The organism is Kutzneria sp. 744 (assembly GCF_000568255.1).
In the GTDB taxonomy this organism is placed as follows: Bacteria; Actinomycetota; Actinomycetes; order Mycobacteriales; family Pseudonocardiaceae; genus Kutzneria.
In genome coordinates, this window is sequence record NZ_KK037166.1 from 6,532,104 (window position 1) to 6,550,832 (window position 18,729).

Sequence of the window (18,729 nt, forward strand, 5' to 3'; positions counted from 1 at the left end):
ACCGGGTCGGCCCGGCCGGCCTGCTGCAGTCGCTGGCCGACGGCCTGAAGCTGGCGTTCAAGGAGGACATCCGGCCGATCCTGGCCGACAAGTGGGTGTTCTTCCTGGCCCCGGTCATCTCCGCGGTGCCGGCCTTCCTCGCCTTCTCGGTGATGCCGTTCGGCGGCGAAGTGAGCATGTTCGGCCATGACACGGCCATCCAGCTGGCCGACCTGCCGGTCGGCGTCCTGGTGGTGCTGGCCTGCTCGTCCATCGGCGTGTACGGCATCGTGCTGTCCGGCTGGTCGTCGGGCTCGCCCTACCCGCTGCTGGGTGCGCTGCGCTCGGCCGCGCAGGTGATCTCCTACGAGATCGCGATGGGCCTGTCCATCGTCGGCGTGGTCCTGCTGTCGCACTCGCTGTCCACCTCCGAGATCGTGAACTCGCAGCAGGGCCTGTGGTACGTGCTCACGCTGTTCCCGAGCTTCGTGATCTACCTGGTGTCCATGGTCGGCGAGACCAACCGGGCCCCCTTCGACCTGGCCGAGGCCGAGTCGGAGCTGGTCGGCGGCTTCCACACCGAGTACAGCTCGCTCAAGTTCGCGCTGTTCTTCCTGGCCGAGTACATCAACATGGTCACCGTCTCGGCCTTCGCCACGACGCTGTTCCTCGGCGGCTGGCACGCGCCGTTCCCGCTCAACCTCATCGCCGACGGCTATCTCGACACCGGCTGGTGGGGCGTGCTCTGGTTCGTGGGCAAGATGATGGTGCTGCTGTTCATCTTCGTCTGGCTGCGCGGCACCCTGCCCCGCATGCGCTACGACCAGTTCATGCGCATCGGCTGGAAGGCCCTGGTGCCGGTCAGCCTGGTGTGGATCGTGCTGGTGGTCTGCGTCCGCGCGCTCAACGGCCCGCAGAAGGACAGCCTCGGCGTCGGCGGCACGATCGCGCTGTTCGGCATCATGATCGTCGGCATTCTCGTTGTCGTCGCGCTCATTCCCGAGCGCCGCAAGGCCTCCGACCCGGACCGGGTGATGGTCACCGGTGGCGGCTACCCGCTGCCGCCGCTGGACCTCAAGGTCCCCAAGGCGCCCAAGCGCCGCCAGGCCGTGGCGAAGCCGTCCGAATCGCCCGAACCCGCTGCCGTGGCGGCGTCGTCCACCCCGAAGGAGGCCAGCGATGGGGATTCTTGATCCCCTCAAGGGCTTCGGCGTCACCTTCTCGACGATGTTCAAGAAGGTCGTGACCGAGCAGTACCCGGAGGACTACCGGCCGACCGCCGCGCGCTACCACGGCCGGCACCAGCTCAACCGCCACCCGGACGGGCTGGAGAAGTGCGTCGGCTGCGAGCTGTGCGCGTGGGCCTGCCCGGCCGACGCGATCTTCGTCGAGGGCGGCGACAACACCGAGGACGCGCGCTACTCGCCCGGTGAGCGGTACGGCAAGGACTACCAGATCAACTACCTGCGGTGCATCGGCTGCGGCCTGTGCATCGAGGCCTGCCCGACCCGCTCGCTGACCATGACCAACTTCTACGAGTTGGCCGACGACGACCGGCAGCGCCTGATCTTCACCAAGGAAGACCTGATGGCGCCGCTGCTGGCCGGCATGGAGCAGCCGCCGCACCCGATGCGGCTGGGCGAGAACGAGCAGGACTACTACGTCAACGGCCCCGAACTCGCGCGAGGGGAGGCGGCCAAGTGAGCGCGCTCATCCAGTTCGTGATGCAGCAGCAGGAGACCGCGCCGCCCGCGCCGGACGTGGTCACCACGGGCGAGGCCATCGGCTTCTGGATCCTCGGCCCGCTGGCCCTGCTCGGCGGGCTGGGCATGCTGTTCGCCCGCAACGCCGTGCACTCGGCGCTGTTCCTGGTGCTGACCATGCTCAGCCTGGGCGTGCTGTACATGCTGCAGCAGGCGCCGTTCCTGGGCTTCGTGCAGATCATCGTCTACACCGGCGCCGTGATGATGCTGTTCCTGTTCGTGCTGATGCTGGTCGGCCGGGACAGCTCCGACTCCGTGGTGGAAGTGCTGCGCGGGCAGCGGGTCATCGCCGCGATCTTCGGCATCGGCTTCGCCGGTGTCGCGGTCTCGGCGCTGCTGCGGGCCGTGTCGGCGGTGCCGTCGGTCGGGCTGGCCCAGGCCAACCAGGGCGGCAACCTCAACAACGTCGGCAAGCTGATCTTCACCGACTTCCTGTTCCCGTTCGAGCTGACCTCGGCGCTGCTGATCACCGCCGCCGTCGGCGCGATGGTGCTGGCCTTCGTCGGCAAGAGCAAGCAGGCCCTCAAGTCCCAGCGCGAACTGGTGATCGAGCGCTTCCGCGGCAACCGGCCCTCGCCGCTGCCCGGCCCCGGCGTGTTCGCCACGGCCAACTCGGTGGCCACCCCGGCGCTGCTGCCGGACGGCTCCGTGGCCCCCGAGTCGCTGTCCGAGCTGATCGAGGCCACCGCCTCGGAGACGTTCGAGCACGACCGGGCCGAGGTCGCCGGCACCGAGCACCACGCCGACGCGCACGCGCTGACCGGCACGAGCGAGGAGGCGAAGCGATGACGCCGACCTACTACCTGCTGCTGTCCGCGCTGCTGTTCAGCATCGGCGCGATCGGCGTGCTGGTCCGGCGCAACGCCATCGTCGTGTTCATGTGCATCGAGCTGATGCTCAACGCCGTGAACCTGACGCTGGTGACGTTCTCGCGGATCAACGGCCAGCTCGACGGCCAGGTGATGGCGTTCTTCGTGATGGTGGTGGCCGCCGCCGAGGTCGTGGTCGGCCTGGCCATCATCATGGCCATCTTCCGGACCCGTCGCTCGGCCTCGGTCGACGACTCGAACCTGCTCAAGTACTAAGGGGCGACCGGGAAAATGACGGATATCTCCGCGGTCGGGCAGTTCGCCTGGCTGCTGCTCGTGTTGCCCCTGGTCGGCGCGGTCATCCTGCTGCTGGCCGGCAGGGCCGCCAACAAGTGGGGCCATCTGCTCGGCTGCGCGACGGTGCTGGCCGCCTTCGTGTACGGCGTGATCCTGTTCTTCGACATCACCGGGCACGAGGCCGACAAGCGGGTCTCGGAGCTGCACCTGTTCTCGTGGATCCCGGTGAAGTCGCTGGCGATCGACTTCGGGCTGCGGCTGGACCCGCTGTCGGTGACCTTCGTGCTGCTGATCACCGGCGTCGGCGCGTTGATCCACATCTACTCCATCGGCTACATGTCGCACGACGACGGGCGGCGGCGGTTCTTCGCCTACCTCAACCTGTTCGTCGCGGCGATGCTGCTGCTGGTGCTGGGCAACGGCTTCGTGACGCTGTACTTCGGCTGGGAGGGCGTCGGTCTCGCGTCCTACCTGCTGATCGGCTGGTACCAGAACCGGCCGTCCGCGGCGACCGCGGCCAAGAAGGCCTTCCTGATGAACCGGGTCGGCGACGTCGGCCTGGCCATCGCGATCTTCCTGCTGTGGGCCAACCTCGGCACCACGCAGTACACCGAGGTCTTCGCACGGATCCACGAGCTGTCGCCGGGCACCATCCTGGCCATCAGCCTGCTGCTCCTGCTCGGCGCCTGCGGCAAGTCCGGCCAGTTCCCGCTGCAGTCCTGGCTGCCCGACGCGATGGAGGGCCCGACCCCGGTCTCGGCCCTCATCCACGCGGCAACCATGGTCACCGCCGGTGTGTACCTGATCGCCCGGTCCAACCCGATCTACGACCTCACCGAGGACGGGCGGCTGGTCGTCACCATCATCGGCACGATCACGCTGCTGATCGGGTGCATCGTGGGCTGCGCCTACGACGACATCAAGAAGGTGCTGGCCTACTCCACCGTCAGCCAGATCGGGTACATGATCCTCGCGGTCAGCCTCGGCCCGATCGGCTACGCGCTGGGCATCGTGCACCTGCTCACGCACGGCTTCTTCAAGGCGGGGCTGTTCCTCGGGGCCGGTTCGGTCATGCACGGCATGAACGACGAGGTCGACATGCGCAAGTTCGGCGGCCTGTACAAGCGGATGCCGATCACGTTCGTCACCTTCGGCCTCGGCTACCTGGCCCTGATCGGCTTCCCGTTCCTGTCCGGCTACTACTCCAAGGACGCCATCATCGAGGCGGCGTTCTCCGGAGAGGGCTGGCACGCCTGGGTGTTCGGCGGCGCGGCCATGCTCGGCGTGGCGCTGACGGCGTTCTACATGACCCGGCTGATGCTGATGACCTTCTTCGGCAAGGAACGCTGGAAGGACATCAAGTCCGAGGACGGCAAGGACTTCCAGCCGCACGAGTCGCCGGCCGTGATGACCGTGCCGATGATCATCCTGGCCGTCGGCTCCATCGGCGCCGGCTGGTTCCTCACCAGCGGCGACCGCCTGGCGCAGTGGCTGGAGCCGTCCCTCGGCCAGCTCCGCGAGCACGGCGAGGGCCCGATCCCGGGGATCGGCCTGACGGTGATCTCCCTGGCGCTCATGGTGATCGGCGCCGGCGCGGCCTGGTTGTTCGTCGGCCGCAAGGACGTTCCGGTGCAGCGGCCGGAGAAGGTGTCGTGGCCCGTCCGCGCGGCCCGCGCCGACCTGTACGGCAACGCCGTCAACGAGGCGCTGTTCGCCAAGCCGGGCGAGGCCCTCACCCGGGGCCTGGTCGTGCTGGACGACAAGGGCGTCGACGGCGCCGTCACGGGGCTGGCCGGCACCCTAGGCTTCCTGTCCTCGCTGCTGCGGCGCACCCAGACCGGGTTCGTCAGGTCCTACGCGCTGACCATGCTGGGCGGCTCCGTCCTGGTGGTCGCGGCACTGCTGATGGTGAGGTTCTCCTGATGGGAACTGGGTTGCTGATCGCCCTGCTGGTGCTGCCGCTGGTCGGCGCGCTGGTGGTGGCGTTCCTGAAGAACGACGACCGGACCGCCAAGATCGCCGCGCTCGGCGTGACCCTGGCCGAGTTCGTGCTCGCGGTGCTGCTGTGGATCAGCTACGAGCCGGGCGGCGCCCGCATCCAGGCCTCCTCCTCGGTGGACTGGATGTCGCAGCTGGGCGTGCACCTGTCGTTCGGCGTCGACGGCATCGCGCTGGTGATGATCGGCGTGATCGCCCTGCTGGTGCCGATCGTGATCGGCGCCGGCTGGGCCGACAAGCTGCCGGCCGGCCGCTCGGCCGGCGGCTTCCTGTCGCTGATCCTGGTGCAGGAGGCGTTGATGGTCGGCGTGTTCGCCGCCACCGACGTGTTCCTGTTCTACGTGCTGTTCGAGATCATGCTGATCCCGATGTACTTCCTCATCGGCGGTTACGGCGGCGCCCGCCGTCAGTACGCGGCGGTGAAGTTCTTCCTGTACTCGTTCCTCGGCGGCCTGATCATGCTGGCCTCGGCGATCGGCTGCTACTCGCTGGCCGCCGACAAGCTGGGGCACGGCACCTTCGACTGGGCGACGCTGGTGACCGTGGTGCGGGACGCGCCGCTGGGCACCCAGGTGTGGCTGTTCTTCGGCTTCTTCCTGGCCTTCGCCATCAAGGCGCCGCTGGTGCCGCTGCACACCTGGCTGCCCGACGCCGCCGAGCAGGCGCCGATCGGCGTGGCCGTGATCCTCGTCGGCGTGCTGGACAAGGTCGGCACCTTCGGCTTCCTGCGCTACCTGCTGCCGATGTTCCCCGAGGCCAGCAAGGTCCTGGCGCCGCTGGTGCTGGTGCTGGGCGTGATCGGCGTGCTGTACGGCTCGCTGCTCGCGGTCGGGCAGACCGACCTCAAGCGGCTCATCGCGTACGTGTCGATCGCCCACTTCGGCTTCATCGCGATCGGCATCTTCGCCTTCACCTCGCAGTCCGAGGTCGGCGCGGTGTCGTACATGGTCAACCACTCCATCGCGACCGGCATGCTGATCCTGGTGATCGGCATGGTGATCGCCCGCGGCGGGTCGACCAAGATCGCCGACTACGGCGGCATGTCGAAGCTGACCCCGGTGCTGGCCGGCCTGTTCCTGGTGGCCGGCCTGTCCACGCTGTCGCTGCCCGGCACCAACTCCTTCATCTCGGAGTTCCTGGTGCTGCTGGGCTCCTACCCGACGCAACCGGTGTACGCGGTGCTGGCCACCATCGGCATGATCCTGGCCGCGCTGTACGTGCTGTGGCTGTACCAGCGGGTCATGCAGGGTCCGGTGCGGGGCAACGCCCTCGTGGGCGTGTCCGGCGGTCCGGGCGCGGCCACCGACCCCGGCAAGGCCGCGGTGACCGACCTGAACAAGCGTGAGCTGCTCGTGCTGGCGCCGCTGGTGCTGTTGATTCTGGTGCTTGGTGTGTACCCCAAGCCGGTGCTGGACATCGTCGGCCCGTCGGTGTCGGCGACCATGAGCGCAGTGGGCGTGACCGATCCGGTGCCCGCGCAGGAAGGCAAGTGACGTGCTCTCCAATTTCCTCCTGCAGGCCCCGAGCCAGATATCGCCGCCCGATGTGTCGTACGCGGCGATCGCGCCCATCCTGATCATTCTCGGCGCGGCCTGCCTCGGCGTGCTCTTCGAGGCCTTCCTGGCCAAGGAGGCGCGCTGGGCGGCCCAGGTCGCGCTGTGCGTGGTGGCCATCCTGGCCGCCGGCGTCGCGCTGATCCTGTTCATGAACAGCGACGCCGCCAAGGGCGGGGTCGCCGGGCACACCGGCGTGCTGACCCTGGCCAACGTCATCTCCATCGACCAGCCCGCCCTGTTCCTGTGGGGCACGCTGCTGGCGCTGGGCCTGCTGGCCCTGCTCCTGCTGGCCGACCGGACCGTCGACCCGGAGGGCGCGCTCCAGACCGAGGCGTTCCCGCTGTTCCTGTTCGCCCTCGGCGGCATGCTCGTGTTCAGCGCGTCCAACAACCTGCTGACCATGTTCATCGCGCTGGAGGTGCTCAGCCTCCCGCTGTACCTGATGTGCGGCCTGGCCCGTAAGCGCCGGCTCATCTCGCAGGAAGCCGCCGTCAAGTACTTCCTGCTCGGCGCCTTCGCCTCGGCGTTCTTCCTCTACGGCACCGCGCTGCTGTACGGCTACGCCGGCTCCGTGCGGCTCGCCGACATCGCCAACGCCGCCGTCGGCACCGACCGGTCCGACACCCTGCTGTTCGCCGGCCTCGGGCTCCTGGTCGTCGGCCTGCTGTTCAAGGCCGCCGTCGGTCCGTTCCACACCTGGACCCCGGACGTCTACCAGGGCGCCCCCACCCCCGTGACCGCCTACATGGCCGCCTGCACCAAGGTCGCCGCGTTCGGCGGCATCCTGCGGGTGCTCACCGTCGCCTTCCAGTCCACCCAGTGGGAGTGGCGGGGCGTGCTGTGGGCCGTGTGCATCGTGTCCATGGCCATCGGCGCCATCTTCGGTCTCACCCAGACCGACGTGAAGCGCATGATCGCCTACTCCTCGGTGGCCCACGCCGGCTTCCTGCTGGTCGGCGCCATCGCCATCAACGCCGACGGCCTGCAGTCCACCCTGTTCTACCTGGTGGCCTACGGCTTCACCACGATCGCCTCGTTCGGCGTGATCTCCCTGGTGCGCAAGGGCAACGGCGAGGCCTCCGACCTGTCCGAATGGGCCGGCCTGGCCAAGCGGTCGCCCCTGTTGGCCGCGGTGTTCACCTTCCTGCTGTTGGCCCTGGCCGGCATCCCGCTGACCAGCGGCTTCATCGGCAAGTTCGTGGTCTTCTCCGCCGCCCTGCGCGACGGCATGGCCCCCCTCGTCGTCATCGCCCTGATCTTCAGCGCCGTCGCCGCGTTCTTCTACCTGCGCGTCGTCGTCCTGATGTATTTCAGCGAGCCCGCCGAGGACGGCCCCACCGTCACCGTGCCCGGCACCTTCACCATGGTCGCCATCTCCCTCGGCGTCTTCATCACCCTGCTGCTCGGCGTCGTCCCCGGCTTCCTGCTCGACTGGGCCCACGTCGGCTTCCTGGGCTGAGTCCCGTTTTCCACCCGAAAGGGGCGGCCCCATCCGGGACCGCCCCTTTCTCGTCGTCTCAGGCCGCGAGCTTGACCACGAGTTTCGCACCGAGCGCCTGGGCCAGCCGCTCCAGCACCGGAATCGTCGGCACCGTCCCGCCCGCCTCGAACCGCGCCACCGCCGACTGCGTCATGCCGGCCGCCGTTGCCAGCTGCCCCTGGGTCCAGCCCAGCTGCTCACGCCTTTCCCGCACGTCCTTGCCGAGCTCGTAGGCCAGCCGCGCGGCCGCGTAGCCCTCACCTGCCCCGGGCTCGGCCATGCGTCGATCGCGCAGCTCCCTCAAAGTGACAGGTTGGATGCGGTAAGTGACCAAGGGGTGCTGCCGGAGAGGCGACGGTCCGTGATCGGGTGACTGCGGGGCGACGCGACGGAGCTATCCTGGAGTTCTCCGCACCACTACCCAGGCACGACGGATCTCACGGCGATTACGCTGCTGGGGACGTGACACTACTGCTGGGGAAACAGCCAGCAGCCGGGCCGCTGTAGGGGACACATCCACGTGACGGGCAACCAGCACACGCATACCGCCTCGGAGCGGGGCATCCGATTCGACTTCGCCGATCCGGCGCTGGCCGACGCGGTGCAGGACGGCCTGGGCAGAGTCGAGAACCTGCTGCGGTCGGTCGTGCAGAGCGATCTCGACTTCGTCACGGAGACCTCGCTGCACCTGGTGGACGCGGGGGGCAAACGCTTCCGTCCGCTGTTCACGCTGCTGGCGGCGCAGTTCGGGGACGCGGACCGTGAGGACGTGACCAAGGCGGCGGCGGTGGTGGAGCTGATCCACCTGGCCACGCTGTACCACGACGACGTGATGGACGAGGCGACGATGCGCCGCGGCGCGGTCAGCGCCAACGCCCGCTGGGACAACACGATCGCCATCCTGACCGGCGACTTCCTGTTCGCGCACGCCTCGAAGCTGGTGGCCGACCTGGGCACGGAGGCGGGCCACATCATGGCGGCCACCTTCAGCCAGCTGGTCACGGGCCAGATGCGGGAGACGATCGGCCCGGCTGCGGGCCAGGACCCGGTGGCGCACTACCTGAAGGTCATCGACGAGAAGACGGGCTCGCTGATCGCCACGTGCGGCCGGTTCGGCGGCATGTTCGCGGGCGTGGGCCCGGACCAGGTGCGGGCGCTGAGCACGTTCGGCGACGCCTGCGGCTCGGCGTTCCAGATCTCGGACGACATCATCGACATCGCCTCCCCGGCCGTCGAATCGGGCAAGACGCCCGGAACGGATCTACGCGAGGGTGTCCGCACGCTGCCGATGCTGTACGCGCTGACCGATCCGGACCCGCAGGGCGACCGGCTGCGCGAGCTGCTGGCCGGCCCGATCACCGACGACACCCTGGTGGACGAGGCCCTGAAGCTGCTGCGCGAGTCGGCCGGCATGGAGCAGGCCCGGCAGACGCTGAACGGCTACGCGGACCGGGCCCGGGCCGCCCTGGCCGCGCTTCCCGCCGGTCCGGCCCGGGACGCGCTCGACTCGCTGGCCGACTACGTGGTGGCACGCACATACTGAACAGCTCACCCGTTAGTGTCATGCTGCCCTGAACGAGCAAGGCCCCCGAACGGGCCGGCGGCCGTTAGCCTGCCGCAAGGGCCAGCAGGCACTAGGAGGGTGTAGTCCGGTGATGTGGGTGTTCGGGCAGGTGTGGTTGCTCTGCCTGCTTGCGTTCGTGATCGGCGCGGTGTTGGACCACCTGCTGTTCACACGTCCGCTACGCAGGCAGGTCAGGACGCTGGAGATCCAGCTGGCCAAGGCGAAGCGGGCCGAGGCCCTACCACCGCCGGTGCCCGCGGAGACCGACGCCGAGCGGACCGGCATCGTCGACGAGCGCCCGCTGGCCAACGCCGGCTGGGACCAGGACCGGCGGCCCTCCTGGGAGCGGGAGCACGACCAGGAGCAGCGCACGCTGCTCGCGCCGGTCCCCGAGCCGGACGGCTACGCCCCGACGCCCGAGCCGGGCGGTTACGCCCCCACGCACGAGCCGGACCTCGGCTACGCCCAGCCGTATCAGCAGCCGGAGCCGTATCAGCAGCCGGAACCGGTCGAGCCGGCCACGACCTTCGCGGACCGCTCCCGCCTTCGAGCAGCACGACCACCACGCCGAGCCGGAATCGGAGCCCGTCCACGAACCGGTCGCGACGGTCGAGCCGGAGCCCGCCGTCGCGGAGCACGAGCCTGAGCCCGAGCCCGAGGCGGACCCCGAGCCGCAGCCGGCGCCCGAGCAGCCGCAGCCCCCGGCCGACGACCAGCCGACCCAGATCCACGCCCCGGTCCCGGCCGCGCCGCCCATCCCCAACCCCAGCCCGGCCGAGATGACGGCCGCGATCAACCGGCTGGTCGGGGAGGCGAACGCGGCGGAGACCACCAGCATCCTGCCGCCGGCCCGCGACGACCACGAGGACATGGAGCTGGCCGATGTCGGCCCGGCGACCCAGGCCCACGGCCAGCTCGCGCACGCCCCGGCCGACGACCTCGAGGACGAGCCCCTCGTCGACGACATCGCCGAGGAGGAGCTGACCGCGTCCGAGCGGGAGGCGGCCGCCGAGACCACGGGCCCGGTCAAGGTGTCGGTGATCGCCGCGGCGGAGAAGGCCGTGCAGGAGCGGCGGCTGGCCGGCGAGCTGGCCGAGGACGAGCCGGCGGACCAGGAGGAGGAGCAGGCCCCGCGGCACAGCCTGGCCGACAACGAGCCGGCGCACGCCTTCGAGCCGGAGCCGGAACCGGCCTACGCGCCGGAGCCGTTCCAGCTGCCGGAGCCCTTCCAGTCGGCCGAGCCCTACCAGCCGGTCGAGGCCTTTGAGCCGGCTGACGCGTTCCAGCCGGTGACGGCCTACGAGCCGCAGCCGGATGCCAACCTGGCCGACGCCTTCCATCCGGTCCACGCCTACGCGGAGTCCGGTGAGCAGGCGCCCCAGGCCGAGGACGAGGTGCAGCTGGAGGCGTTGGCCGAGCCGATCCGGCTGGACCCCAACCAGTTCGGCAAGCCGATCCCGCCCGGCGCCCTCACCCCGCCCGGCAGCGTGACCCCGCCGGAGCCGGCCGAGTCGGCGTCGCCGCTGCCGACCCGCCCGCAGCCGCAGCCTCGGCCGGAGCCGGCCCCGATGGAGGCGGTGTCGCGGCCTCGCTCCCTGTTCGAGCCGGTGCTGGACCCGGAGGGCGAGGACCCGTACGACGACCTCGACGGCTTCACGCCGATCCAGGAGCCGACGACCCGGTCGTTCTCGTCCACCGACTCGGTGCCGTTCACGCCGATCCTGGCCCCCGAGCTGCTGGCCAACGAGCAGCCGAAGCCGCCGGTGGTCACGTCCACCCCGGCCGGCCTGCCCAAGCGCACGGTGAGCAACTCGTGGCCGCGCGGCGGCAACGGCCTCGGCGTCGGCCCGCAGCCGTTCGACCCGGCCCCGTTCCGGCCTCGGGCGCTGAGCTCGATGCCGCGCAACACCGACGCGGCCCCGATCCGCCGGCCCTCCAGCGGCGGTCCGCGGACCCCGTTCGGGCCCGGCTCGGCGCTGCCCAAGCCGGACGGTTCGGCCCCCTCGGACGACTACAGCGTCAAGGCGGTCATCGGCACGCGCACGTACCACGCGGCCGGCAGCGGCGACTTCGACGCCGTGCTGGCCGAGGTCTGGTTCCGTAGCACCGACGAGGCCGAGCGGGCGGGCTTCACCTCCGGCTCGTAAGCGAAACGACCAACGGCCCCCGGCGAGATCGCCGGGGGCCGTTGTCGTGTGTGAGCCGTCAGTCGGCCAGCACGGTCCAGGTGTCCTTGCCACGCAGCAGACCGGCCAGATCCGCCGGCTTCGCGGCCTTGGCCGTCTCGACCTGGTGTCGGGCCAGGTCGTCGTAGGTGGCCCGCTGGACGTTGCGGAACACGCCGGTGACGGTGTGGTCCAGGTTGTGGTTGCCCAGCCGGGACAGCGCGAACGCATACGACGGGTCCTCAAGGGTGGCGTCGTGCACGACGAGGTTCTCCTCGCCGACCTCGGCCACCTCGACGACCTTCAGCGAGCCCGTCTTCGGGTCGCGGGCCACGCCGTGCTGGCCCTCGGCGCCGAACTTGATCGGCTCGCCGTGCCGCAGCGGCACCAGCCGCTCCTCGCGCTCGCCCGACTCCTTGAGCACGTCGAACGCGCCGTCGTTGAAGATCGGGCAGTTCTGGTAGATCTCGACCAGCGCGGAGCCGCGGTGCTCGGCCGCGGCCCGCAGCACCTCGGTGAGGCCCTTGCGGTCGGAGTCCAGCGCCCGGCCCACGAACGACGCCTCGGCGCCCAGCGCCAGCGACACCGGGTTGAAGGGGTGGTCCAGCGAGCCCATGGGGGTGGACTTGGTGACCTTGCCCTCTTCGGAGGTGGGCGAGTACTGGCCCTTGGTCAGGCCGTAGATCCGGTTGTTGAACAGCAGGATCTTGAGGTTGACGTTGCGGCGCAGCGCGTGGATCAGGTGGTTGCCGCCGATCGACAGCGCGTCGCCGTCGCCGGTGACGACCCAGACCGACAGGTCCTCACGCGAGGTGGCCAGGCCGGTGGCGATGGCCGGGGCACGCCCGTGGATGGAGTGCATGCCGTAGGTGTTCATGTAGTACGGGAAGCGGCTGGAGCAGCCGATGCCCGACACGAACACGATGTTCTCGCGCTTGAGGCCGAGATCCGGCAGGAAGGACTGCACGGCGGCGAGCACGGCGTAGTCGCCGCAGCCCGGGCACCAGCGCACTTCCTGGTCGGTCTTGTACTCCTTGGCCGTCTGCTTGCCCTCGAAGGTCGGCACGCCCGCGAGCCCACCCAGCTGCGGAAGCCCGAGGTCGATCGCGGTCATGCGGCCACCTCGCTTCGCTCGGCGACCGCATGACCGCCAGGCGCGGTGTTGAATGGTGAACTCGCAAGCTCGTTCACGCTGCGTCCAGTCCCTTCACGAAGTCGATCAGCACGTCCTGGAGTTCCTCGGCCTTGAACGGCAGACCCGCGACCTTGGTGTAGGACACCGCGTCGACCAGGTACTTGGCCCGGATCAGCATGGCCAGCTGGCCCAGGTTCATCTCGGGGATGACGACCTTGTCGTAGCGGGCCAGCACCTCGCCCAGGTTGCGCGGGAACGGGTTGAGGCTGCGCAGGTGCACGTGGGCGACGTCCATGCCCAGGCGGCGGACCCGCCGGCAGGCCGCGCCGATCGGGCCGTACGAGGAGCCCCAGCCCAGCACCAGCACGCGGGCCGCGCCGGACGGGTCGTCGATCTCGGCGTCGGCCACCGTGATGCCGTCGATCTTGGCCTGGCGCAGCCGGACCATCTTGTCGTGGTTGTCCGGGTCGTAGGAGATGTTGCCGGTCTTGTCGGCCTTCTCCAGACCGCCGATCCGGTGCTCCAGGCCCGGCGTGCCTGGCACGGCCCACGGGCGGGCCAGCGTCTCCGGGTCGCGCAGGTATGGCCAGAACTCGCCCGAGCCGTCGGTGGCGTTGGGCTCGGTGGCGAACTGCACGGACAGGTCCGGCAGGTCCTCGACGTTCGGGATCATCCACGGCTCGGAGCCGTTGGCGATGTAGCCGTCGGACAGCAGCAGCACCGGCGTGCGGTAGGTCAGCGCGATGCGGGTCGCTTCGAGGGCGGCGTCGAAGCAGTCCGCGGGCGAGCGGGGCGCGATGATCGGCACCGGGGCCTCGCCGTTGCGGCCGAACATGGCCTGCAGCAGGTCGGCCTGCTCGGTCTTGGTCGGCAGGCCGGTGGAGGGGCCACCGCGCTGGACGTCCAGCACGATCAGCGGCATCTCGGTCATCACGGCCAGGCCGATGGTCTCCGACTTCAGCGCGATGCCCGGGCCGGAGGTGGAGGTCACGCCGAGCGCCCCACCGAAGGCGGCCCCCAGCGCCGCGCCGATGCCGGCGATCTCGTCCTCGGCCTGGAACGTGGTCACGCCGAAGTTCTTGTGCTTGGCCAGCTCGTGCAGCACGTCGGAGGCCGGGGTGATCGGGTAGGTGCCGAGGAACACCGGCAGCTTCGAGCACTGCCCGGCCGCGACGATGCCGTAGGCCAGCGCGGTGTTGCCGGTGATCTGGCGGTAGGTGCCGGTGGCCAGCTTGGCCGGGGCGACCTCGTAGGTCACGGCGAAGGACTCGGTGGTCTCGCCGTAGTTCCAGCCGGTGTGGAAGGCCAGGATGTTGGCCTCGGCGATGGCCGGGTTCTTGGCGAACTTCTCGCGCAGGAACCGTTCGGTGCCCTCGGTGGCCCGGTGGTACATCCACGACAGCAGGCCCAGCGCGAACATGTTCTTCGCGCGCTCGGCGTCCTTCTTCGACAGCCCGGTGGGCTCCAGCGCCGCGCGGGTGATGGTGGCCATGGCCACCTGGTGCACGTTGTACTGCGCCAGGGACTCGTCCTCGAGCGGGTTCGCGGCGTAGCCGACCTTGGTCAGGTTGCGCTTGGTGAACTCGTCGGTGTTGACGATCAGCGTGCCGCCGGCCGGGAGGTCCGCGATGTTCGCCTTCAGCGCGGCCGGGTTCATCGCCACGAGCACGTCGGGGCGGTCGCCGGGGGTGAGGATGTCGTAGTCGGCGAAGTGCAGCTGGAAGCTGGACACGCCGGGGAGCGTGCCCTGTGGCGCGCGGATCTCGGCGGGGAAGTTCGGCAGGGTGGCGAGGTCGTTGCCGAAGGCGGCGGCCTCGGACGTGAACCGGTCACCGGTGAGCTGCATGCCGTCACCGGAGTCGCCGGCGAAGCGGATCACAACCCGATCAACCTTGCGGACGTCCGTCGTGCGCGTCCCCCTACCCACGTCAATACTCATGGGTTCGACAGTGCCTTTCTCCTCGGCCACGTCACGCCCTGGCCGACTGGCGGCGCCGGCCCGGCGCTATCTCACGAGCGTAGTCGTCGGGCAACCGGTGTTCTCGCAGTCTTTGGTGATCACTGTTCACCGTCGGCTCGGCGCGGCGCTCCCACCTGCTGTTAACGGTACTTACCGCCGGTAAGGTGAGACTTCGTTCTGCGGCGCACGTCACAGTAATGTGCGTCGCTGTCCGACATGTGGGATTTCCCCTCAATTGCTGCTGATGCGCCGCCGCAGCGCCGCCAGCCGCTCGGCGAAGGCCGGTGAGTCGATCGACTCCAGCTGCGGGCGGATCTCCAATTCCACGGCGTCGGCGTGCGCGTCGGCGGCCGCCGTGGCCCGCATCGTGCGCTTGGTCGCGATCACCAGATCCCGGGGCGCGTCCGCCGCCTTTGCGGCCAGCTGGACCGCCTGTTCGACCACGTCTTCGACGACATCGAGCACCAGGCCTGCCCGCAGCGCCGCCTGCGCGTCGTACACCTGGCTGAACAGCGTCATCGCGGCCGCCTGCTGCGGACCGACGATTCGTTGCAGCATCCACGTCATGCCGCCGCCGGGGTGAATGCCCAGCTGGAGGAACCGGGCGTCGAACTTCGCGCGGGCGCCGGCCAGCCGTACATCGCAGGCCAGCGCCAGGTTCAGGCCCGCGCCCACCGCGGCCCCGTTGACCGCCGCGACCGTCGGCAGCGAGCAGTTCGCCACCGCCAGGAAGCCCGCGTAGATGTCCCGCAGGCCCTGCTCCCGGGCCTCGCCCAGCGCCGTCAGGTCCGCCCCCGCGCAGAACGCCGGCGACGTCCCCGTGACGACGATCGCGCCTGTTTCCTCGTCCGCCTCGCAGGCCCGCACCGCCTCGGCCAGCTCGGTGGCCAGGGCCAGGTTCAGGGCGTTGCGGCGGTCGGGGTCGTGCACCGTCAGGACCGCGACCCGGTCGCGACGGTCGACAAGGATCTGGCTCATGGCCGCAGGCTAGTGCTCCGGGGCCGGCGGGCGATCCAGCAGCGTCGAGAGCACCACCGTGGAGATCGTACGGTCCACGATGTCCAGGCCGCGCAACCGCTCCAGCACCGTCTCCAAGTGGTGGATGTTGGCCGCCCGCAGGTGCACGATCGCATCCGCCGCGCCCGACACCGTGTACGCCGCGACCACCTCGGGCAGCGGCTCCAGCCGGCCGCGGATGTCCGACGGCGGGATGTTGCCCCGGCAGTGCACCTCCACGAAGGCCTCCGTGCCCCAGCCCAGGGCCTCCGGGTCGACCACCGCCGTGAAGCCGCGGAGGACGCCCAGATCGAGCAGTTTGTCCACCCGGCGCTTCACCGCCGGTGCGCTCAGGCCCACCGCGCTGCCGATCTCGGCGTAGCTGGACCGAGCGTCGGTCACCAGGCACGAAACGATTCGCTGGTCGATGGCGTCCATACGCAACATTCTGCACCATTGGACGCAATGCAGCGGCGTTGATCGATGGTCCTCGCACCATTTACATTTCGATCCATGTCCGCCACGCTCGACGCGCCGCTCCCCTCCTCGGAGCAGATCGCCCAGGTCCGGGTGCCGACCACCCGTCGGTACCTGATGTGCCGCCCGGAGTACTTCACCGTCGAGTACTCGATCAACCCGTGGATGGATCCCGCCCGTCCGGTGGACACGCGGGTCGCCGTCGAGCAGTGGACCGCGCTGATGGAGACCTATCAGGCGCTGGGGCACAAGGTCGAGCTCATCGACCCCGAGCCCGGGCTGCCCGACATGGTCTTCGCCGCCAACTCCGGCACCGTCATCGACGGCGTCGTGCTCGGCTCCCGGTTCCGCGCCGAGCAGCGGGCCGCCGAGGCCGACCACTTCCGGCGCTGGTTCCTGCGCAACGGCTACCGCGACGTCACCATGCCCACCTCCGTCAACGAGGCCGAGGGCGACTTCGCGTGGACCGGCACCGTGCTGCTCGCCGGCACCGGCTTCCGCACCGACCCCGGCGCCCACGCCGAGGCCCAGGAAGTCCTCGGCGTCCCCTTCGTCTCCCTGCGACTCGTCGACCCCCGCTACTACCACCTCGACACCGCGCTGTTCGTCCTCGACGACCGCTCCTCGCGGCCCGAGATCTGCTACTACCCCGAGGCCTTCTCGCCCGGTTCCCAGCGGGTGCTCCGCCGCCTGTTCCCCGAGGCCGTCATCGCCACCGCCGCCGACGCCGAGTGCCTCGGCCTCAACGGCGTCTCCGACGGCCACAACGTCGTCCTGCCCGCCGAGGCCACCGCCCTCGGCTCCCGCCTCGCCGCTCGCGGCTACGAGCCCGTCTACGTCGACATCTCCGAGCTCCGCAAGTCCGGCGGCGGCCCCAAGTGCTGCACCATGGAACTCCGGGACTGATCTCCCGGAAGACTCCCGGCCCCGGCGGCGTTGCCTCGTACATGGAGCTCGACGAGGCAACCCGCACCCTGTTGGACGGCAAGAACTTCGCCACCGTCGCCACCCTCGACCGCGATGGCGGCCCCCACACCTCCGTCGTCTGGATAACCACCGACGGCAACGCCGTGCTGTTCTCCGTCACCGCCGACAAGCAGAAGGCCCGCAACCTGGCCCGCGACCCCCGCATCAGCCTCACCGTCTTCGACGCCGCCAATCCCTACCACTCGGTCGACATTCGCGGCACCGTCGAGCTCATCGAGGACCCCGACAAGTCCCTGCCCCGCCGCCTGTCCCAGAAGTACCTCGGCCAGGACCCGCAGCCCGAACCCGCCGACGTGCGCCGGCTGATCGTCCGCATCACCCCGCGCAAGATCACCGGCTTCTCGGCCTGACCGCCGAAAATCGTCAAGCGGGCTGACAAGCTGATCCCATGAGGTTTCGGTTCCGGGATGCGATGCGGCTGATGCGCAAGCACGACCCGCAGCTGCAGGAGGACGGCTTCCATATGCTGCGGCCGCATGCGGCGGAGCACGTCGACGAGCTGATCGCGGAGTTCCGGGCCGAGAAGAAAGATCACGGGCTGCGGTGCTGGCTGGTGGAACTGATCGGCGACGCCCGGTCGGAGGCGGCGCGGCCGCTGCTGACGGAGCTGCGGGACGACGAGGACGAGTCGATCAGGGACTGGGCGAAGCGCGGCCTGGAGATGCTGGGCGGCAAGGAGTCACGCGGCTGAGGGACAACCGGAAGGGCGGGCTCCGCGTCGGCCGGTCATGCGCAAGGTGCTGATCATCTCCGCGGTGGTGCTGCTGGTGCTGGCGGGCGGCGGGGTGGGGCTGTACCTGCTGATGAACGCCCGCACCTTCCAGCTGTTCGGCGGCCTGACGTATCGGGTGGACACGGAGCAGAAGGTGGTGGCGCTGACCTTCGACGACGGGCCGTCGGACAAGGCGGCGTCGATCGAGAAGGCGCTGGCCGACCAGCACGTGCCGGCGACGTTCTTCCTCATCGGCGACGAGATGGAGAAGCACCCGGGAGTGGCCGAACAGCTGGCGGCGCAGGGACATCAGCTGGCCAACCACTCGTACACGCACAGCCGGATGGTGTTCGTCGGGGCCGACTTCGTGGCCTCGGAGATCGAACGGACCGATGCGCTGATCCGCAACGCCGGCTACCAGGGCGACATCGTGTTCCGGCCGCCGTACAGCAAGAAGCTCTTCCAGCTGCCGCGCTACCTGGCCGACCACGACCGCAGGACGGTCACCTGGGACGTGGAGCCGGACTCCGACTCGGGCGACCCGGCGCACGACGACCCGAACGCGATCGTCCGGACGACGCTGGACCAGGTCCGCCCGGGCTCGATCATCCTGCTGCACCCGTGGAACGCCGACCACGACGCCGATCTCGCGGCCCTGCCTCGAATCGTGGACGGCCTGCGGGCCAAGGGGTATCGCTTCGTCACGGTGAACGAGCTGCTGGTCACGCACTGACTGTCGTAAGGACCCGCACGACCGTCGGCCACCGGATTGGTGACCGACGGTCGTGAGTCCACTCTGGACGGTGACCTACGCGGTGACGGCTTCCTGCTCGACGACGCCGATCAGCTCG

The 18,729-nt window shown here is 69.8% G+C and carries 19 protein-coding genes; 14 read left to right on the top strand and 5 right to left on the bottom strand.

What is annotated here, in order from left to right:
- The 7 genes from nuoH to nuoN all read left to right on the top strand — a co-directional run.
- A partial coding sequence (gene nuoH / locus KUTG_RS29695; RefSeq protein ID WP_043721407.1) for an NADH-quinone oxidoreductase subunit NuoH occupies positions 1–1,172 on the top strand: 1,172 nt, incomplete at its 5' end.
- Positions 1,159–1,683 carry an NADH-quinone oxidoreductase subunit NuoI gene (nuoI, locus tag KUTG_RS29700; RefSeq protein ID WP_043721408.1) on the top strand — a complete coding sequence of 175 codons (525 nt, stop codon included), beginning with the start codon at positions 1,159–1,161 and terminating at the stop codon, positions 1,681–1,683. The genes nuoH and nuoI, both read left to right, overlap by 14 nt.
- Before the next feature lie 20 nt (positions 1,684–1,703).
- A complete protein-coding gene (locus KUTG_RS29705) occupies positions 1,704–2,531 on the top strand; it encodes an NADH-quinone oxidoreductase subunit J (protein WP_043731075.1) in 828 nt (275 codons plus the stop codon).
- Positions 2,528–2,827: an NADH-quinone oxidoreductase subunit NuoK gene (gene nuoK / locus KUTG_RS29710; RefSeq protein ID WP_043721411.1), complete on the top strand. Its 300-nt coding sequence runs from the start codon at positions 2,528–2,530 to the stop codon at positions 2,825–2,827. Before KUTG_RS29705 ends, nuoK begins: the two co-directional genes overlap by 4 nt.
- A gap of 15 nt (positions 2,828–2,842) precedes the next feature.
- The gene (gene nuoL / locus KUTG_RS29715) at positions 2,843–4,771 is read left to right on the top strand and encodes an NADH-quinone oxidoreductase subunit L (protein WP_043721415.1); all 1,929 of its coding nucleotides are present in this window, start codon (positions 2,843–2,845) and stop codon (positions 4,769–4,771) included.
- Positions 4,771–6,339, top strand: a complete 1,569-nt coding sequence (locus KUTG_RS29720; RefSeq protein ID WP_043721422.1) for an NADH-quinone oxidoreductase subunit M — start codon at positions 4,771–4,773, stop codon at positions 6,337–6,339. The genes nuoL and KUTG_RS29720 overlap by 1 nt, the downstream gene beginning before the upstream one ends.
- A gap of 1 nt (position 6,340) precedes the next feature.
- Entirely contained in the window at positions 6,341–7,861 is a 1,521-nt protein-coding gene (nuoN, locus tag KUTG_RS29725; RefSeq protein WP_084579952.1) for an NADH-quinone oxidoreductase subunit NuoN, read from the top strand.
- 58 nt (positions 7,862–7,919) lie between these two features.
- Here nuoN and KUTG_RS29730 read toward each other — a convergent pair whose 3' ends face one another.
- Complete coding sequence (locus tag KUTG_RS29730) at positions 7,920–8,186, bottom strand: helix-turn-helix domain-containing protein (RefSeq protein WP_232241029.1); 267 nt, start codon at positions 8,184–8,186, stop codon at positions 7,920–7,922.
- 216 nt (positions 8,187–8,402) lie between these two features.
- Between KUTG_RS29730 and KUTG_RS29735 the strand changes: the two genes are divergently transcribed.
- The 3 genes from KUTG_RS29735 to KUTG_RS29745 all read left to right on the top strand — a co-directional run bounded on the left by KUTG_RS29735 (position 8,403) and on the right by KUTG_RS29745 (position 11,593).
- Positions 8,403–9,425, top strand: a complete 1,023-nt coding sequence (locus KUTG_RS29735; protein ID WP_084579954.1) for a polyprenyl synthetase family protein — start codon at positions 8,403–8,405, stop codon at positions 9,423–9,425.
- A 109-nt stretch (positions 9,426–9,534) separates the two neighbouring features.
- The gene (locus KUTG_RS29740) at positions 9,535–10,092 is read left to right on the top strand and encodes a Z-ring associated ZapG family protein (protein WP_157494855.1); all 558 of its coding nucleotides are present in this window, start codon (positions 9,535–9,537) and stop codon (positions 10,090–10,092) included.
- Between the two features lie 133 nt (positions 10,093–10,225).
- Positions 10,226–11,593, top strand: coding sequence for a sunset domain-containing protein (locus KUTG_RS29745; RefSeq protein ID WP_052395567.1), 1,368 nt, complete (start codon positions 10,226–10,228; stop codon positions 11,591–11,593).
- 58 nt (positions 11,594–11,651) lie between these two features.
- Here KUTG_RS29745 and KUTG_RS29750 read toward each other — a convergent pair whose 3' ends face one another.
- The 4 genes from KUTG_RS29750 to KUTG_RS29765 all read right to left on the bottom strand — a co-directional run bounded on the left by KUTG_RS29750 (position 11,652) and on the right by KUTG_RS29765 (position 16,140).
- The gene (locus KUTG_RS29750; RefSeq protein WP_043721429.1) at positions 11,652–12,725 is read right to left on the bottom strand and encodes a 2-oxoacid:ferredoxin oxidoreductase subunit beta; all 1,074 of its coding nucleotides are present in this window, start codon (positions 12,723–12,725) and stop codon (positions 11,652–11,654) included.
- A gap of 73 nt (positions 12,726–12,798) precedes the next feature.
- Positions 12,799–14,685 carry a 2-oxoacid:acceptor oxidoreductase subunit alpha gene (locus KUTG_RS29755; RefSeq protein WP_043721430.1) on the bottom strand — a complete coding sequence of 629 codons (1,887 nt, stop codon included), beginning with the start codon at positions 14,683–14,685 and terminating at the stop codon, positions 12,799–12,801.
- A gap of 252 nt (positions 14,686–14,937) precedes the next feature.
- Entirely contained in the window at positions 14,938–15,684 is a 747-nt protein-coding gene (locus KUTG_RS29760) for an enoyl-CoA hydratase (protein WP_043721432.1), read from the bottom strand.
- Positions 15,685–15,693: 9 nt separating this feature from the next.
- Positions 15,694–16,140 (bottom strand): Lrp/AsnC family transcriptional regulator, encoded by a 447-nt coding sequence (locus KUTG_RS29765; RefSeq protein ID WP_043731082.1) that lies wholly within the window; start codon positions 16,138–16,140, stop codon positions 15,694–15,696.
- Between the two features lie 75 nt (positions 16,141–16,215).
- Between KUTG_RS29765 and ddaH the strand changes: the two genes are divergently transcribed.
- From ddaH to KUTG_RS29785, 4 genes are read left to right on the top strand one after another with little or no spacing between them, the layout of a single operon-like run.
- Positions 16,216–17,085: a dimethylargininase gene (gene ddaH / locus KUTG_RS29770; protein WP_369794530.1), complete on the top strand. Its 870-nt coding sequence runs from the start codon at positions 16,216–16,218 to the stop codon at positions 17,083–17,085.
- A 41-nt stretch (positions 17,086–17,126) separates the two neighbouring features.
- Positions 17,127–17,516, top strand: a complete 390-nt coding sequence (locus tag KUTG_RS29775) for a PPOX class F420-dependent oxidoreductase (protein WP_043721437.1) — start codon at positions 17,127–17,129, stop codon at positions 17,514–17,516.
- Between the two features lie 38 nt (positions 17,517–17,554).
- Positions 17,555–17,857, top strand: a complete 303-nt coding sequence (locus KUTG_RS29780; protein WP_052395568.1) for a HEAT repeat domain-containing protein — start codon at positions 17,555–17,557, stop codon at positions 17,855–17,857.
- Between the two features lie 37 nt (positions 17,858–17,894).
- Positions 17,895–18,611: a polysaccharide deacetylase family protein gene (locus tag KUTG_RS29785; protein WP_043721439.1), complete on the top strand. Its 717-nt coding sequence runs from the start codon at positions 17,895–17,897 to the stop codon at positions 18,609–18,611.
- Positions 18,612–18,729: the final 118 nt, after the last annotated feature.